15 protein-coding genes are annotated in these 15,439 nt (G+C 68.2%); 2 read left to right on the plus strand and 13 right to left on the minus strand.

All coding sequences use genetic code 11. The features are described from left to right. The coding region (locus PV762_RS21430; RefSeq protein WP_421037028.1) for a contractile injection system protein, VgrG/Pvc8 family at positions 1–350 on the minus strand (350 nt) is incomplete at its 3' end. Positions 351–621: 271 nt separating this feature from the next. Here PV762_RS21430 and PV762_RS21435 point away from each other — a divergent pair. Together PV762_RS21435 and PV762_RS21440 are read left to right on the plus strand one after the other, a co-directional pair. Then, a complete protein-coding gene (locus tag PV762_RS21435) occupies positions 622–1,344 on the plus strand; it encodes a hypothetical protein (protein ID WP_421037029.1) in 723 nt (240 codons plus the stop codon). Further along, entirely contained in the window at positions 1,344–2,045 is a 702-nt protein-coding gene (locus PV762_RS21440; RefSeq protein WP_421037030.1) for a hypothetical protein, read from the plus strand. Before PV762_RS21435 ends, PV762_RS21440 begins: the two co-directional genes overlap by 1 nt. Positions 2,046–2,291: 246 nt before the next feature. On the opposite strand, the gene tssH is transcribed toward PV762_RS21440, so the two are convergent. The 12 genes from tssH to tssA all read right to left on the minus strand — a co-directional run bounded on the left by tssH (position 2,292) and on the right by tssA (position 15,192). Continuing rightward, positions 2,292–4,943: a type VI secretion system ATPase TssH gene (gene tssH / locus PV762_RS21445; protein WP_421037031.1), complete on the minus strand. Its 2,652-nt coding sequence runs from the start codon at positions 4,941–4,943 to the stop codon at positions 2,292–2,294. Then, positions 4,940–6,166, minus strand: a complete 1,227-nt coding sequence (gene tssG, locus PV762_RS21450) for a type VI secretion system baseplate subunit TssG (protein WP_421037032.1) — start codon at positions 6,164–6,166, stop codon at positions 4,940–4,942. Before tssG ends, tssH begins: the two co-directional genes overlap by 4 nt. Next, positions 6,163–8,073, minus strand: a complete 1,911-nt coding sequence (tssF, locus tag PV762_RS21455) for a type VI secretion system baseplate subunit TssF (protein ID WP_421037033.1) — start codon at positions 8,071–8,073, stop codon at positions 6,163–6,165. Before tssF ends, tssG begins: the two co-directional genes overlap by 4 nt. Positions 8,074–8,077: 4 nt before the next feature. After that, positions 8,078–8,572 (minus strand): type VI secretion system baseplate subunit TssE, encoded by a 495-nt coding sequence (gene tssE, locus PV762_RS21460; protein WP_088404496.1) that lies wholly within the window; start codon positions 8,570–8,572, stop codon positions 8,078–8,080. A gap of 33 nt (positions 8,573–8,605) precedes the next feature. Then, complete coding sequence (locus PV762_RS21465; RefSeq protein WP_421037034.1) at positions 8,606–9,121, minus strand: hypothetical protein; 516 nt, start codon at positions 9,119–9,121, stop codon at positions 8,606–8,608. Further along, positions 9,106–9,744 (minus strand): hypothetical protein, encoded by a 639-nt coding sequence (locus PV762_RS21470; RefSeq protein ID WP_421037035.1) that lies wholly within the window; start codon positions 9,742–9,744, stop codon positions 9,106–9,108. Before PV762_RS21470 ends, PV762_RS21465 begins: the two co-directional genes overlap by 16 nt. Further along, on the minus strand, positions 9,745–10,545 hold the full coding sequence (locus tag PV762_RS21475) for a type VI secretion system accessory protein TagJ (protein WP_421037036.1): 801 nt from the start codon (positions 10,543–10,545) through the stop codon (positions 9,745–9,747). A gap of 57 nt (positions 10,546–10,602) precedes the next feature. Further along, entirely contained in the window at positions 10,603–11,100 is a 498-nt protein-coding gene (locus tag PV762_RS21480) for an Hcp family type VI secretion system effector (protein WP_421037037.1), read from the minus strand. A 185-nt stretch (positions 11,101–11,285) separates the two neighbouring features. Further along, entirely contained in the window at positions 11,286–11,765 is a 480-nt protein-coding gene (locus PV762_RS21485) for an Hcp family type VI secretion system effector (protein ID WP_067271515.1), read from the minus strand. 217 nt (positions 11,766–11,982) lie between these two features. After that, a complete protein-coding gene (gene tssC, locus PV762_RS21490) occupies positions 11,983–13,482 on the minus strand; it encodes a type VI secretion system contractile sheath large subunit (RefSeq protein ID WP_421037038.1) in 1,500 nt (499 codons plus the stop codon). Positions 13,483–13,533: 51 nt separating this feature from the next. Beyond that, positions 13,534–14,043 (minus strand): type VI secretion system contractile sheath small subunit, encoded by a 510-nt coding sequence (gene tssB, locus PV762_RS21495; RefSeq protein ID WP_067271509.1) that lies wholly within the window; start codon positions 14,041–14,043, stop codon positions 13,534–13,536. An 87-nt stretch (positions 14,044–14,130) separates the two neighbouring features. Further along, positions 14,131–15,192: a type VI secretion system protein TssA gene (gene tssA / locus PV762_RS21500; RefSeq protein ID WP_421037039.1), complete on the minus strand. Its 1,062-nt coding sequence runs from the start codon at positions 15,190–15,192 to the stop codon at positions 14,131–14,133. Positions 15,193–15,439 lie beyond the last annotated feature (247 nt).

Consider the following 15,439-nt stretch of genomic DNA (forward strand, 5'->3'; position numbering starts at 1 on the left):
CGCGCGACCGGGTGGTCCTCGAAGACCTGCTTGACGATGTCGGGGACCGACAGCTCCTGGAAGATCCGGCAGTCCGAGGTCCGAGACAGCAGCCACAGCCACGGCTTGAGCTGCATCTCGTAGACGCAGTGCTTGCCCTCGAAGCCGCGCTGCGCGAAGCGCGTCACGTAGCCGCTGAAGTAACGCGGCGCGTCGTCGCGCAGCGCGATAGTCAGCGTCGCGGGCTTGCCCAGCAGCTCCGAGGCCTGGATGTCCTTGCGCTCGCTCAACAGCGTCAGCACAGTGTCTCCGGCGTCGCTCAGACCCTCCCGCGACACACAGGTGTGCACGCGCAGAGTGTCTTCAGGCAAGGCGGTCTTGAGGCGGAAAGGTGAGGCCATGGATCTTGCTGAATCGTCCTGGCCGCACAGTAGGGGGCGCTTATCGCGCGGGTAAGAGGCGAAGGTCACTTCGGGCGGGGATCGCCCCGAAGTCCAGCGCCTTCCCCCGACATGGGGGCAGTGCTTGCCTCGATTGAAACATCCCGTTGCGAATTCCCGCCTGTGCAGAGGCCAAAGTCACTTCGGCCCGCCCGCCCTGCCCGGTACCGTGCGGAGCATCCGCATTGCGAAGGAAGCGCCCATGGCGACACGCATTCCCGGCCCCCTGGGCGCCGGAGCCAACACACACGAGATCGACGAGGGCACGATGATCCGCTCGGCGTCGCCGCTGGTGTCGCCGGTCGGCGCCGCGCCGCGCGCTGAGAAGGCGGCCGCGATCGACGACGACACCCGCGCACTGGCCGCCGTCGCCTACGGCGAGGGATCGACGGGCAACGTCTACGAGGAGATGGCCGCCATCGCCAATGTGCTGGTGCGCCAGCAGAAGGCGCGCGGCTTCGCGACGATCAGCGCCTTCATCAAGAAAGACAAGACCTTCGCCTTCGCGGCCCATGACGGCAACCAGCGGCACGACAAGCTCAAGAAGGCGACCGCCGACGAGATCGCCGCCGACATCGGCATGAGCGAGGCCGTGCGAGGCGCGCGCAACGCACTCAGCGCCACCGGCACCGACTACGCCAACGGCGGCTACTTCTGGGACGGCGCCGACATCAAGTCGAACTACGACAAGCATCCCAAGGTCAAGGCCGGCATCCATATCACCGATGCGAAGCACAACATCTACGGCATCAAGGACAAGGACGTCCCCGGTGAAGAATGGTGGCGGAGCGCGGCCGGCGCGAAGACCAAGCTGCGCGGAAAATGGGACTACAAGTACGAGTCCACCGCCGCGTACGGCGGGACGATCTTCTGGAAGTACAACGACGCCTTCGTGAAGGCCACCAACAACAAGGTGTACGACTGATGCCCAGCCCGTCCCGACTGCTACAGATCGCCGCGGCCGCCCTCGCCGGCTCGCTCTTCGCCGCGTGCGCGGCGCATGCCGACGCGGTTGCGAGGAATGCGACGGAACTGCGCGACCTGCTCCGCGGCAGCGCGACACCGACCGTCCTGGAACCGATCAAGACCGAAGGCTGGTGCGGCCCGCAGGGCTGCTTCGTCGACGTCGGCGAGCTGCGCCTGGACCGCGACAAGGGCGGTTTCGCCAAGGCGCCGGGCGGGAAGCAGCTCGTGCTCGTCCAGCACAAGCCGATGGGCGTCGAATCGCTGCCGGACATCGACTGGACGTCGACGGACGCCTATCGCGTCATGGCCGGCGGCCAGCGATGGGGCACCTGCATGGAGTTCACGCACACCGGCATCGGCAAGAGCGGCGTGTACCAGCGCTGGACCAGCGTGGTGCTGGTGCCGTTCAGCGGCGACAAGCCGGCGGGACCGGCGCATCGATTCGTCGGGTACTGGGCCGGCTGCGATTCGCTGCAGGCAGCGAGCGCGGGTCAGGTCTTGCTTCCCGTGATCGAGCGCGGCGAGCCCAAGGCCGCCAAGCCGGTCAGGCTGGTGAACTACCAGTGCTCAGCGAAAGGCTGCGAGGGGAAAGTCGACGAGCGGATCGTCGACGGAGATCCGGCGGGCGAGAACGGCGGGATGTCGATCCGGGCGAAGTGAGCGGCTGACTGCCACGGCCGCTGGCCCTCACCCCCACCCTCTCCCGCAGTGCGGGAGAGGGGGCCACCCCAGTGATCCTGCTCCGAACGGCTCGGTGCATTCGAGCCCCCGCTCGCGGGAGAGCCACCCCAGTGCTCTTGCTCCGAATGGCTCGGTGCATTCTCACTCCCTCTCCCGCTTGCGGGAGAGGGCGGGGGTGAGGGCCAGCGACGGTGGCAGTAATGAAGCCCTCTTGGAGCCAGCCTCTCAATCGAACGCGTAGTCGAAGTCCCCGTCCTTCACCGCCAGCTCGACCTTGGTGATCGCCTGGCCGTTGGTGACGCGGGTGAGGTACTCGCGGCTGATGCGCGGCAGCACCGTGTTCGTGAGGATCGCGTCGACGACGCGGCCGCCGCTTTCCACCTCGTTGCAGCGGCTGATGATCAGCTTCACCACGTCGTCGCCGAAGGTCAGCGGCACGCCCAGGTTCTCGCCCACGCGCTTCTGGATGCGGCCGAGCTGCAGGCGCACGATCTGGCCCAGCATCTCCTCGCTCAGCGGGTAGTACGGGATCGTCACCAGGCGGCCCAGCAGCGCCGCCGGGAAGATCTTCAGCAGCGGCTCGCGCAGCGCCTTGGCGATGCCTTCCGGTTCCGGCATCAGCTCCGGATCCGCGCACAGCTTCATGATCAGGTCGCTGCCCGCGTTGCTGGTCAGCAGGATGATGGTGTTCTTGAAGTCGATGTGGCGACCCTCGCCGTCTTCCATCCGGCCCTTGTCGAAGACCTGGAAGAACAGCTCGTGCACGTCCGGGTGGGCCTTCTCCACCTCGTCCAGCAGCACGATGCTGTAGGGCCGGCGGCGCACCGCCTCGGTCAGCACGCCGCCCTCGCCATAACCGACGTAGCCCGGGGGCGACCCCTTGAGCGTTGAGACCGTGTGGGCCTCCTGGAACTCGCTCATGTTGATGGTGATGACGTTCTGCTCGCCGCCGTAGAGCGCTTCGGCCAGCGCGAGCGCCGTCTCCGTCTTGCCCACGCCCGAGGTCCCCGCCAGCAGGAACACGCCGATCGGCTTGCTCGGGTTGTCCAGCCCGGCGCGCGACACCTCGATGCGCTTGGCGATCATCTCCAGCGCGTGACGCTGGCCGACGACGCGCTGGTTCAGCGTGTCCGCCAGCTGCAGCACGGCCTGCACCTCGTTGCGCACCATGCGGCCGACCGGGATGCCAGTCCAGTCCTGCACCACCGCGGCCACCGCCTGTTCATCGACCTGCGGCAGGATGAGCGGCGCATCGCCCTGCAGCGTCGTCAGTTCGGCGCGCAGCCCGGCGAGCTCGCCCAGCAGCGTGTCGCGCTCCGCTTCCTCAGGCGCGCCCTCGCCGTCCTTGCGCAGCAACGCGTGCAGTTCCAGCACGCGGTCGACCATGCCCTTTTCCTTCAGGTGACGGGCGTCCAGCTCGGCCTTGCGAGTCTGCGCCTCGTCCAGCTGCGTCGCCACGCGCTGCTTGCGCTCCGCGACGTCCATGCCGATCGCGCCTTCGCGGCCGATGATCTCGCGCTCGATCTCCAGCGCCTGGATGCGGCGCAGGCAGTCCTCGAGTTCCGCCGGCGTCGCATGCTGGCTCACCGCCACGCGCGCGCAGGCCGTGTCAAGCAGGCTCACCGCCTTGTCCGGTAGCTGACGCGCCGGGATGTAGCGATGGCTCAGGCGCACCGCGGCCTCGATGCCCTCGTCGAGCAGCGCCACGCGGTGGTGCTTCTCCAGGATGGACGCCACGCCGCGCAGCATCAGCACCGCCTTGTGCTCGTCGGGCTCGGGCACCTGCACGACCTGGAAACGCCGCGTCAGCGCGGGATCCTTCTCGATGTGCTTCTTGTACTCGGCCCACGTGGTCGCCGCGATCGTGCGCAGCTTGCCGCGCGCCAGCGCAGGCTTGAGCAGATTGGCCGCGTCGCCGGTCCCGGCCGCGCCACCCGCGCCGATCAGCGTGTGCGCTTCGTCGATGAACAGGATGATCGGCTTGGCCGAGGCCTGCACCTCGTCGATGACCTGGCGCAGGCGGTTCTCGAATTCGCCCTTCATGCTCGCACCGGCCTGCAGCAGGCCGATGTCGAGCATGTACAGCGACACGTCCTTCAGCTGCGGCGGCACGTCGCCCTGCGCCAGGCGCAGCGCGAAACCTTCCACCACCGCGGTCTTGCCCACGCCCGCCTCGCCCGTGAGGATCGGGTTGTTCTGGCGGCGGCGCATCAGGATGTCGACGATCTGGCGGATCTCCTCGTCGCGGCCGGCGATGGGATCGATCTCGCCGTTGCGCGCGCGCTCCGTCAGGTCGACCGCGTAGCGCTTGAGCGCCTCCTGCTTGCCCATGGCCGCGGGCGCGATCGCGCCGCTGGCATCGCCGGGCGCGGCGCCCGGTTCGGCGGCGCGCATCGCACGCTCGGGCGAGCCTTCGAGGATCTGGTTGAACTTCTCGCCCAGGTCGTCGACGTTGATCTTCTCGAACTGCTTGGACACCGACAGCAGCACGTTGCGCATCGACGCCGTCTTCAGCAGGCCCAGCACCAGGTGACCGGTGCGCACCTGCTGGTCGCCGAACATCAGCGAGCCGTAGACCCAGCCGCGCTCGACGGCGTTCTCGACCCAGCTCGACAGGTCGGTCACCGACGTCGCGCCGCGCGGCAGCCGGTCCAGCGAGGCCATCAGGTCGGACGACAGCTGCGCCGCATCCAGGCCGTAATGCTTGACGATGCGATGCAGGTCGGAGTCGGGCGTGTTGAGGATCTGGTAGAGCCAGTGCTGCAGCTCGACGTAGGGATTGCCCCGCAGCTTGCAGAACACGGTGGCGCCTTCGATCGCCTTGTAGGCCAGCGGGTTGAGCTTGCCGAAGAGGCTGGTGCGCGAGATTTCAGTCATGTCGATGCTCCCTTGGATGCCGGCGGCGTGGCCCGTCCCTTCACCCGCTGATGCGGATGCAGGTGCAGGTCGCCCCGGTCGTGACGATGCGGACGGCCGCCCGAGCGGCCCGTCCAGGAAGTGAAGCCCAGGCGCGCGCCGCCGCTGAGCGCCGCGGCGGGCACCTCGTCGCGACGAAGCACGGGCTGCAGCTCCCATTGCAGGTTGTGGCCGACGTATTGCCGGATCCAGTCGTTCAGCGGCCGCCACGCGTCGCCGTCGGGCAGGAAGCCCTCGTACTGGCGCAGTGTGAGCGGGCCCAGGACGACGCGGAAACGGTACTGCCGGTCCCAGGCCTTGTTGCCCGCGGAGGTGTTGCGGCCCAGGCGCGGCAGCTCGCGGCCGATGCGTTCGGGCCGCTGGCGCGCGAAGCCCAGCCGCGTGCGCTCGCCGTCCTCGACGGGCAGCCAGTGCGGCACGTGCTGCTCGATGCGCACCGGCACCTTGAAGTGGGAGGACAGGATCTTGGCCAGGCCTTCCGGATGCTGCGCGCGACCGCCGTGCAGACCGGCCTGGAACAGGCGCGCCGTCTGCGGCAGCGAATCGCCGGGCCGCTGCGCGCCGTCGAGCCCGGTCGCCGCGCCCAGCCAGGCCGCGTAGCGGTCCGTCGCCGGGCGGTCATGCTGGACGGCCGGCTGCGACTGCGCCCAGGCGCGGTAGAAGTGCAGCAGCAGCCGGTGATGGAAGACGTCGAGGAAACGGCTCAACGTCGGATCGCCGCGTTGATGCAGCCGCTCGCGCGTGTACTCGGTCAGGTGCAGCGGCATCGGCCCCTGCGGACCGAGCAGGCCGAAGAAACGCACGCCCAGGCGCGGCGCCGGGTTCTGGCCGCGCGTCAGGCTCTGCAGCGACGCCGGCGCGAAATCGAGCTCAGGCTCCTGGCCCAGCCGGATCGCCTCCTGCGACGGGCGCAGGCCGCGACCGAGTCGCGGCATGTCCGGCGTCAGCCCTTCGATACGCCGCAGCAGTGCGAAGAAATCGTGCGCCCAGGGCGTCGCCTCGACGTCTTCGAACAAGGCGCGCAACGCGGCGGCATCGGGTTCGTTGCGCTTCTCGGGCCGGCGCGCCAGCAGCGAGGCCGGTGACGGCGCGGCGCTGTCATCGGCTGCAGCGTCGGACCCGGTAGCGGACCCCGCATCGGAGCCGGCATCGTCGGAGGTGGTTCCCGGACCCTGCGCGTTCATCCGCGCTCCTCGTCCCGGGCCCGATCGCCGCGTCCTTCGGCGTCGCCGCCGATGCGCGGCGCCCAGCGCTTCACCAGGCCGCGCTGCGTCGTGCGCAGGCTCAGCTGCGTGAAGCTGTTGATCGCCGCGTGACGCGTGAAGTAGCGCTCCAGCACGCTGGCGAAGAGAAAGCTGCTGTGGCCCTGGAAGGCGTGTTCATCGAGTTCCAGCGTGATCTCGGCCCCGGTGCCGTAGCTCAGCGGTCCCGTGAACGGAAGACGGCGCACGACGGGCTTGGCCTCGACGGCGCGCACGCCTTCGACCTGCCGCAACCAGCCCGGGTCGCCGGGAGGTCCGTACAACGCAAGGAGCCGTCGCAGCGTCGCCGCCGCCTGCGCGGGCGGTTCGTCGCCCCACGGCAGCTGCTGCTGCGTCAGCAGGCCGACCAGGCTCCAGCCCGCCTCGCCCGCCGGCTGGCGGTTCACCGGCCGCGTCGGCCCATGCACCGCCTCGACCTTGAGCACCGGACCGGCCGCGTCCAGCCGCCACATGCCCGCGCCGTTGTGAGGAAGCAGCATCGGCAGGTCGCGGTTGGTGACCAGGGCGGACACCGACAGCTGCCGGATGTCCTCGCGATACGGCGCGTGGCGCGGATCGACCAGCGAGATGAAGACCTCGTCGCCGATGTAGCCGGTGCGCGGGCCCTGGTCCTTCTGGCGCGTGGACATGAGCCGCGGTTCGCGCCGCGCAGTGTAGAAACCGGGCGCCTCGGGCGGCGCCTCGTGATACGTGGCGTAGAGCGGCGCGAAGCCCTGCTGGCCGAGCGCGCCGGCACCGTAGCCGGTCACCGACTGCAGGCTGTGGACTTCGTAGTCGATCGGCCGGGTGCGGTCCGGCACGACGTGATATTCCCAGCTCCCCGTGCCGAGCTGGATCCGGTCCAGCCGCTTCGGGAAGAGATTGATCGCGGGCGTGCAGTGCAGCGAGATGCTGTCGGCATCGACCATCGCCTCCAGCGATCCGTCGCCGCGGGAGAAGAACAGCACGATCTCGAAGGAAGTGCCGTCGATGCGCGCCAGGCGGTCGGCGAGCTGATCGATCTCCAGGAACAGGAAGCGCCGCGGCATGGCCGCGAGTTCCTGCATCAGCCGACTGCCGGAAAAGATCCGGTGCGTCTCGGGCAGCAGCGCCTCGTCGGGCGCGAAGCCCAGCGGGCGGATGCTCGTCGCGGTCCGCCATTGCACCGGCACGGTAGCCGCATCGATGCCCTCGCCGGTGACGAAGGTGCCCAGCGGCGCGCCGAGCGCCAGTTCATGCAGCTTGTAGGCGACCTCGTCCGGCGCGCTCAGGTACAGCGCGAGCCGGTCCAGTCCGAGCTGCCGCACGGGGATGCCGCCGCCGGTGCTGATCTTCAGCCGCACGCCGCCGCGGCTGCCCGCCGCATCGGGCAGGCGCGTCATCGGCAGGTCCGGCGCGTGGGTGAAGTACTGGACGTCGTCCAGCGTCAGCGGCCACAGCGTGAGGTCGTGGGCGGTGCGGAACTCGCAGCGCGTGTCCTGCCCGCGCGGGATGCCGGACTGCAGCACGCTGCCGCGCGGCACCGGGTGGCCCTTGGACAGGTTGGGGTCGGTCGGATCGACGCTCAGGCGCGCGATCATCATCGACGGGATGGGCGCCAGGAAGTTCGGGTAGATCGATTCCAGCAGGTGCGAGATCAGCCGCGGGTGTTCCGCGTCCAGCTTGAGCTGCACGCGCGCGGACAGGAAGGCGAAGCCCTCCAGCAGCCGTTCGACGTAGGGGTCGGCGACCTCGGCGTCCTCCAGCCCGAGCCGGGCGGCGATTTTCGGGAAGTCGCGCGCGAACTCGGCGCCGACCTCGCGCAGGTGGGCGAGTTCGTCGTTATACAGGCGCAGCAGGCGCGGATCCATGTCCTCAACCCTCGCGCACTTCGACCTGGCCGGCCTCGAGGTCCATCTGCGTGCGCAGCAGGATCTCCAGCGGGATCGGCTGCGCCCACAGGTGGCCGCGGATGTCGAACTCGATCACGTTGTGCGTGTCCATGACGCTCTGCGTCTCGATCGCCCGGACCTCCAGCGTGTCGGGCAGGATGCGCGGCTCGAAGCGCAGGATGGCCTGGCGGATCTGCTTCTCCAGCAGGTGCACGTCGATGCGCGAGGCCAGTTGCCCCGACAGCGCCGGCAGTCCGAAGTTCAGCACGCTGTCGCCCACGTGGCCGTAGGGATCGCATTCCTTGCCCATCGGCTGGATGGCGTTGAACAGCCAGCCCAGGTCGCGCAGCACCGCCTGGCGCAGCTGCGACTTGGTCATGACGCGGCGTTCCTCCGCCTCGACGCGGTGGAAGGGATCGTCGTCGGTCAGCCGGTCCAGCAGGGCCGGTTGCAGGCGGTCGCGGTGGATCTGGCTCATGAGGTGCGAGGCGATGCCCGTCGGATCGACCGGTCAGGGTGCACTGGAAGTGTCAAGGCGCCAGAACTTCACCTTGTTGAAGGCGGCATCCTTGCCCCACGCATCAAAGACCGTCTTGTCCCCGTTGCTCATGGCACCGGGCCAACTGCCGATGGAGGTCGACATCGCCAGCGGATAGAGACCCGTGGCCCGTGCCCTGATCTGCTTGCCACCGACCGTGATGTCGAATCCGCCGTTGAACTTTTCCGCTCGCGGCAGTGCGACCACGACATGCCCATTTCCGTCCTGCGTCGCGCCGCCGACGATCAACTCGCCTCGGCTGGCGCGTTCCGCCACCTCGCTCAGCGGCGTTTCCTTCCAACGCTTGTCCTGGATCAGCGCCGGGATCAGGGCGTTCGCGACCATGTAGGGCTGGTCCGGCAAGAACTGCTTGATCACATACCAGACGGAATGGCTGCACGACTTCGGGTACTTGATGTAGGCCTCGCCTGCCACACGCTCGAGTTTGGCCACCGCTTGGCGGTCCACCGGTGTCACGACTTCGGACATGGATCTTCCTTGGAGTCGGTCGGGCCGACGGGGTAATAGCGGCGCTGGGACGCATTCCATTGCAGCGTCGGCAGGTCATACGGTCCGCTCACGGCCGGGTTGTCCACATGAATCCTGATCTCTTGCGGGATGCCACCCTTCCAGCGTCCGTGCCGGATCTCCAGCATGGCCGGCTGATCCCACGGGAAGAGCTGCGAGAGTCCACCCAGGCAGCGGAACTCGCGATCCACCAGCAGTGGCGTCGGGAATTTCTCCCAAGGCGCGTCGTCGGGCTTCCCCTCGTAATACTCGAGAGTGAAGATCGAAATCAACGCGACTTGCGCCGAAGCTGCTGGCGCAGCCATCTCGCATCGCCGCGTGAAAGCCAGGTAAGGCTGCCACGCAGCGGGCAGGCGCGCCTTGTCTTCCGCACTCAGCGGCGAGCAGGCACCGGCATCCAGCTTGCGCCAGTCGCCGGGCTTCTTGGCAGTCTTGGTTGACTTGGCGCTCGCGAAGACCGACGCGGGCTCCTTTGCAACACCATCAGCCCAGGCCGACGTAGCAGCCAGGCAACCCACCAAGACCACGGCGAACGCGGCGCGAGCCCCCCCGCGCGAACAGGTGGGCAGCAACTCTCGATTCATTCAAGACCTCAGTTCAATGAGGCGCGCGTCGAGCAGCCCCGTCTCGCCCTGGTCGGTCATCAGCACGCGCTGACCGACGCCGGCGTACTGGTCGTCCTGCGAGCCCGGCAGCGGCTGCCATTCGGTGCGGCGCGCCATCCAGACGCGCTCGTCGTCGAAAGCCACCGTGCGCGGATACCGCGTCGGGATCAGCGCGACGGAGCCGCCGCCGTTGGGGAATTCGAGGTGCGCCGGCGCCCACACGAGGTCGCGCAGGTCGGTCGGCGCCTCGATGTGGATCTCCTTGATCGCGGAGAACGGCACCCAGCAGTAGCGGCCGTTGATCACCGCCTCCAGCACCGGACCGATGCGCGAATCGCCGTCGCAGATCCAGTCGAAGGCCTGGCCGTCGATCGCGCCCGCGCTCGCGGGCGCGGCGTCCAGCGCCTGCGCTCTCAGCTGCCGCGCGCCGGCGATGTCGCCGTCATGCTCGACCTTGAGCGAATGCACCAGGTTCGCGACCCATTCGGCCGGCTCGCCCATCACCATCGGCGTGGTGCGGCCCTCGAAGACGGCCTCGCGCACCAGCTCGCACTTCAGCGCTTCGCGGTAGGTGTTGACCATCGCCAGCGTGCCGGCGTCGAGCTCGCCGCAGACTTCCAGCTGCGCGGCCGCGCGCGCCCACTGGCCCGTCACCGCCAGCAGCTGGAACAGCATCGTGCGCAGCTTCGCGTCCTGCGGACGCTGACGGACTTCCGCCTGCGCCGCGGCCAGCGCCTCAGTCGGGCGGCCCGCCGCCAGCAGTTCCTGCACTGCGCTCATTCAAGACTCCCGTGGAATTCAATGCCCCGGCGGGCCCGCGGGCGCGCCGGAAGGACCTCAGGTGAGGTCGTCGTCGAAGGTGTGCGTGCCGCCCATCGCGCCCTTGGCGTTCTGGGTGCGGTACTCGATGTTGACCTTCTGGAAGCTCATCGAGATGCGCTCCACCGGCGCGCCGGTCTCGTCGCAGTTGATGTCGTAGGACGCGATGCGCGCCTTCTCCAGCGTCAGGCAGAAGTAGTCCTCCTGCGAGCCGCCGGCCTTGCGCAGGTAGAGCTTGGAGCTCTTGACCTCGTCGTTGGTCGCCACGGCGCTCATCAGCGCGGTGCTCGCGCTGTCCAGGCCCTTGGTGATCGTCAGCTGGCGGTAGCTGCGGCGACCGGTCTGCTGACCGGCCACGGCATCGCCCGCCGCCCCCACGCCCCAGCTGAAGCCGCGCACGACGATGTCGTTGGCGTGGCCCGCCGAGGTGGATTCGCCTTTGACCTTGCCCGCGCGCTTGAGCGACAGGTCCAGGTACATGTCGGCGCTGCTCGCGCCGCTGGTCAACGGATTCATCTTTCGCTCCGGCATGGACAACGGATGACGGCACCTGCTGGCACCCGACGGCACTCGACGGGATCACCCACCGCCGTACCGTCATTCGTTGTCCGAGCGCGGCGCGCCGGACCGGAGTCCGTCGCGCCGCGGGATCGTCGAAGAGGAAGCGCCGGCGCGAAGCCGGCCCTTCCCCGTTCAACATATCAACGCGTTTCGGTCGTGGCCACGTTCCAGCCGAACTTGACCGCGCCGCCCAGGCCGCCCTTGGCGTCCTGTGCCTTGTACTCGAACTCGATGTCGGCGTAGGACACCGACACGCTTTCGCTGATCTCGCCGCCGGCCGAAGCGGACGGGGAGACGGCGGTCACGAGGACTTGCTTCAGGGTGACCTTCAGGAAGTCCTGCTGGCCTTCACCGGCCTTGCGGCAGGTCAGCACGGCCTGGTCGAAGTGCTTGCCCGAGGCGCAGGCCTTGGCCAGCACCGGGGACGCCTTGTCGTAGTAGTGCGCGAACACGAACTGGCCAGGAACGCCCTTGCCCTTGCCCGAGCCGGTACCGGCGGCGGCGGTGCTTTCCTGACGCACGTCCCACGACCAGGCCAGCAGGTCGATCTCGCCCTTGTGGTCCTTGTGGGTGGATTCGCCTTCGACTCCGGCGAACTTCAGATTGGCGTCGATCGTCATGGTCGGTTTCTCCTAGATGAACTCTGTGAAAACGGTCTCCGCCTCGACGCTGACCGCGACGGAGACCAGGGATTTCGGACCTCGAAAGATCCGGATGGCGGGGTGCCTCGAAAGTTCAGAACGCGCCTTCGGAGGCGCTCCCTTCAACACGTCGCGCGTCGTCGCGCGCGATTCTCAAATGCTTGGGGCGACGACCGCGCGGCGGTCATCGCCGTGATCACTTGCCCTTCTGCGACGGCAGCGTCGAGACCAGACGCAGCGACACGGTCAGGCCTTCGAGCTGGTAATGCGGGCGCAGGAAGAATTTCGACGAGTAGTAGCCGGGGTTGCCCGGAATCTCCTCGACGACCACTTCCGCGGACGCCAGCGGCTTCTGCGACTTCGTCGTCTCCGACGAGTTCGCCGGATCGCCGTCGACGTAATTCATGATCCACTTGTTGAGCCACTTCTCCATGTCGCCGCGTTCCTTGAACGAGCCGACCTTGTCGCGCACGATGCACTTCAGGTAATGCGCGAAGCGGTTGCAGGCGAACAGGTAGGGCAGCCGCGCGGCCAGGTTGGCGTTGGCGGTGGCGTCGGGGTCGTCGTACTCGGCGGGCTTCTGCAGCGACTGCGCGCCGATGAACGCGGCGAAGTCCGAATTCTTGCGGTGCACCAGCGGCATGAAGCCGTTCTTGGCGAGTTCGGCCTCGCGGCGGTCGCTGATCGCGATTTCCGTCGGGCACTTCATCGCCACGCCGCCCTCGTCGGTCGGGAAGGTGTGGGCCGGCAGGCCCTCGACCGCGCCGCCCGCTTCCACGCCGCGGATGCGGGTGCACCAGCCGTAGGTCTTGAACGAGCGGTTGATGTTGGTCGCCATCGCGTAGGCCGAGTTGGCCCACGTGTACTTGGCGTGTTCGCCGCCGCCGGTCTCTTCCTCGAAGTTGAAGTCCTCGACCGGATTCGTCTTCGAGCCGTAGGGCAGGCGCGCCAGGAAACGCGGCATGGCCAGGCCGATGTAGCGTGCGTCGTCGGACTCGCGGAGCGACTTCCACGCGGCGTACTCGGGCGTGCTGAAGATCTTGGTCAGGTCGCGCGGATTCGCGAGCTCCTGCCAGGATCCCATCTGCATCAGCGACGGGTTCACCGCGGCGATGAAGGGCGAGTGGGCGGCGGCCGAGACCTTGGCGATCTCGCCCAGGAGCTCGACGTCGGGCGGGCTGTGGTCGAAGTAGTAGTCGCCGACGATGGCGCCGAAGGGTTCGCCGCCGAACTGGCCGAATTCCTCTTCGTAGACGCGCTTGAAGATCGGGCTCTGATCCCAGGCCGTGCCCTTGTAGCGCTTGAGCGTCTTGCCGAGGTCGTTCTTCGAGATGCTCATCACGCGGATCTTGAGCTGCTCGTCGGTCTCGGTGTTGTTGACCAGGTAGTGCAGGCCGCGCCAGGCCGATTCCAGCTGCTGGAACTCGGCATGGTGCAGGATCGCGTTGACCTGCTCGGACAGCTTCTTGTCGATCTCGGCGATCATGGCCTCGATCGAGACGATGACGTCGCTGCCGATCAGCGTGGTCTGCGACAGCGCCTGCTGCGCCAGCGTCAGCACCGCCTGCTCGACGGCGGACTTCGCCTCGTCGGTCTTGGGCTTGAATTCCTTGTTCAGCAGCGAGGCGAATTCGCCGCCTTCGTACTCGATGCCCTGCAGTGAAGGCGCGTGTTGCGCGAGGGTCTCATCGGCCATGGTGCGTGCTCCGTGGGGTCCGTCGGTTTCTGGATGACGTTGACGCCGCGCTTACTGCGCGCCGCCGTCGGCCGGTTTCTGGGCCGTGGCCAGCGACTTCAGCAGCGCCTCGTCCTTGACGACCTTGGCGATCAGCTGCTCGGCGCCGGCCTTGCCGTCCATGTAGGTGATCAGGTTGGCGAGCTGCTGGCGCGCCTCGAGCAGCTGCTTGAGGCCGTCGACCTTGCGCGCGACCGCGGCCGGCGAGAAATCGTCCATCGACTCGAAGGTCAGGTCGACCATCAGGTTGCCTTCGCCGGTCAGCGTGTTGGGCACGGCGAACGAGACGCGCGGCTTCATGGCCTTCATGCGGGCGTCGAAGTTGTCGACGTCGAAGTCCAGGAACTTGCGGTCCGACACCGGCGGCAGCGGCTCCGTGGGCTTGCCCGACAGGTCCGACAGCACGCCCATCACGAAGGGCAGCTGCACCTTCTTCTCGGCGCCGTAGAGCTCGACGTCGTACTCGATCTGCACGCGCGGGGCGCGATTCCTGGCGATGAACTTCTGGCTGCTGGTGGCCATGGGGTGCTCCTTGAAGCGGGATCGGGTGAAAGGGGGTGACGTTGAAGAACGGCGTCGGTATCGGGGTCGGTATCGAGGTCGGGCGCTTTATTCGCTGGTCGTGCCGGCGAGCTTCTCGATCTCATGCACGCCGTCGGGATTCAGGTCGCGCATGATTTCCATGAAGCTCTTGCTCATCAGCCGCTGCGCGCGGCGGATCAGCAGCGGCGCGGGGTTGCTGGGCTCGTGGCGTTCGATCCATTCGCAGGCGCGTTGCAGCGCGCGGACGGCGTCCTCGCGGCTGGCGATCGTGCCGGGCGCGGAGACCGCGCCGACGGCCACGCCGCCGAACGCCGCTGCCGGCGCGCCGGTGGCGCCGTCCGAAGCGACGGCGTCGCCGCCGCCCTGCCCCTGCAGTTGCCCGGCGGCCGCGGCCAGCGGCTTGAACAGACGCAGCAGCGCCGAGAAATCAGGCCCCTGGCCGGCGCCGAGCGGCGCTTCGATCGCCGCGACGATGCCTTGCACCGTCGGCAGCGCTTCATGAAGGCGGGCGGCGAAGGCCGGATCGTTGGCGGCCTGCGACGACAGCCCGGCCATCAGGCCTTCGGGCGACGGCACGGACTCATCGCCCATCGGGTCGGCATTGCCCAGCGCCAGTTCCACGTCGCGCACGCGCGGACCGCCGCGCTGGCCGGTGAGGCTCGCGGCCCGCAGGTCGGCGATGCCGGCCATGACGCTGGTCAACGGCTGCAGCGCGTTCATGCGCATCGTGGGATCGTCGTGATCGGAGGCGTCCAGTTGCGGGTGCACATGCGCCCACTGCTGCTCCAGCAGACCGCGGATCAGCGCCAGACCGTCGAGGGCGGCGCTCAAACCCTGGAGCCGGGCACCGGCGCGCACCAGCCACACGGCGACACGCAGGTCGCGGGTCCGTCTGGCCAGCGTCAGGGCCTGCTCCTGGACGGCGTGCCAGTCGGGCTCCTCCGCCGCAATGATGGTGTCGCCGAACTGCTGCTCGGGTTTGCCCGCACCCGCCGCTTCCAGGGCGAGGAAGGCAGGGTCGTACTCCAGGTCGGCGCCGCATGGGGCGTCGTCCTGCAAGGGAGCCAGCAGTGAATCGAGGTCGAGGTCAGCCATCGCGTCGGAGGCAGCAAAACGGTTGCATGCCATGGACTCTATTGAGGGCTGTAACCGAGCGCAGTGGTCGAAAGTCACTTTGGCTCCACAGCGGGGCGCTCAGCCTAGGGATTGCCGCCACAGCGCAAGTCAAGCGCAGGTTCCTCGACCAGGCGCAGGACACCCTCTTCCGAGGTACCAGGATGAATGCCAGCCGTCAGCAACATTAACAATGTGTTTCGGTGCGGGACAAGAACAGCGCGGGCCACTCATACTGCGGCCCCGCAAGACCTGTCCCCTG

Source organism: Mitsuaria sp. CC2, assembly GCF_048957715.1.
Lineage (GTDB): Bacteria > Pseudomonadota > Gammaproteobacteria > Burkholderiales > Burkholderiaceae_C > Roseateles.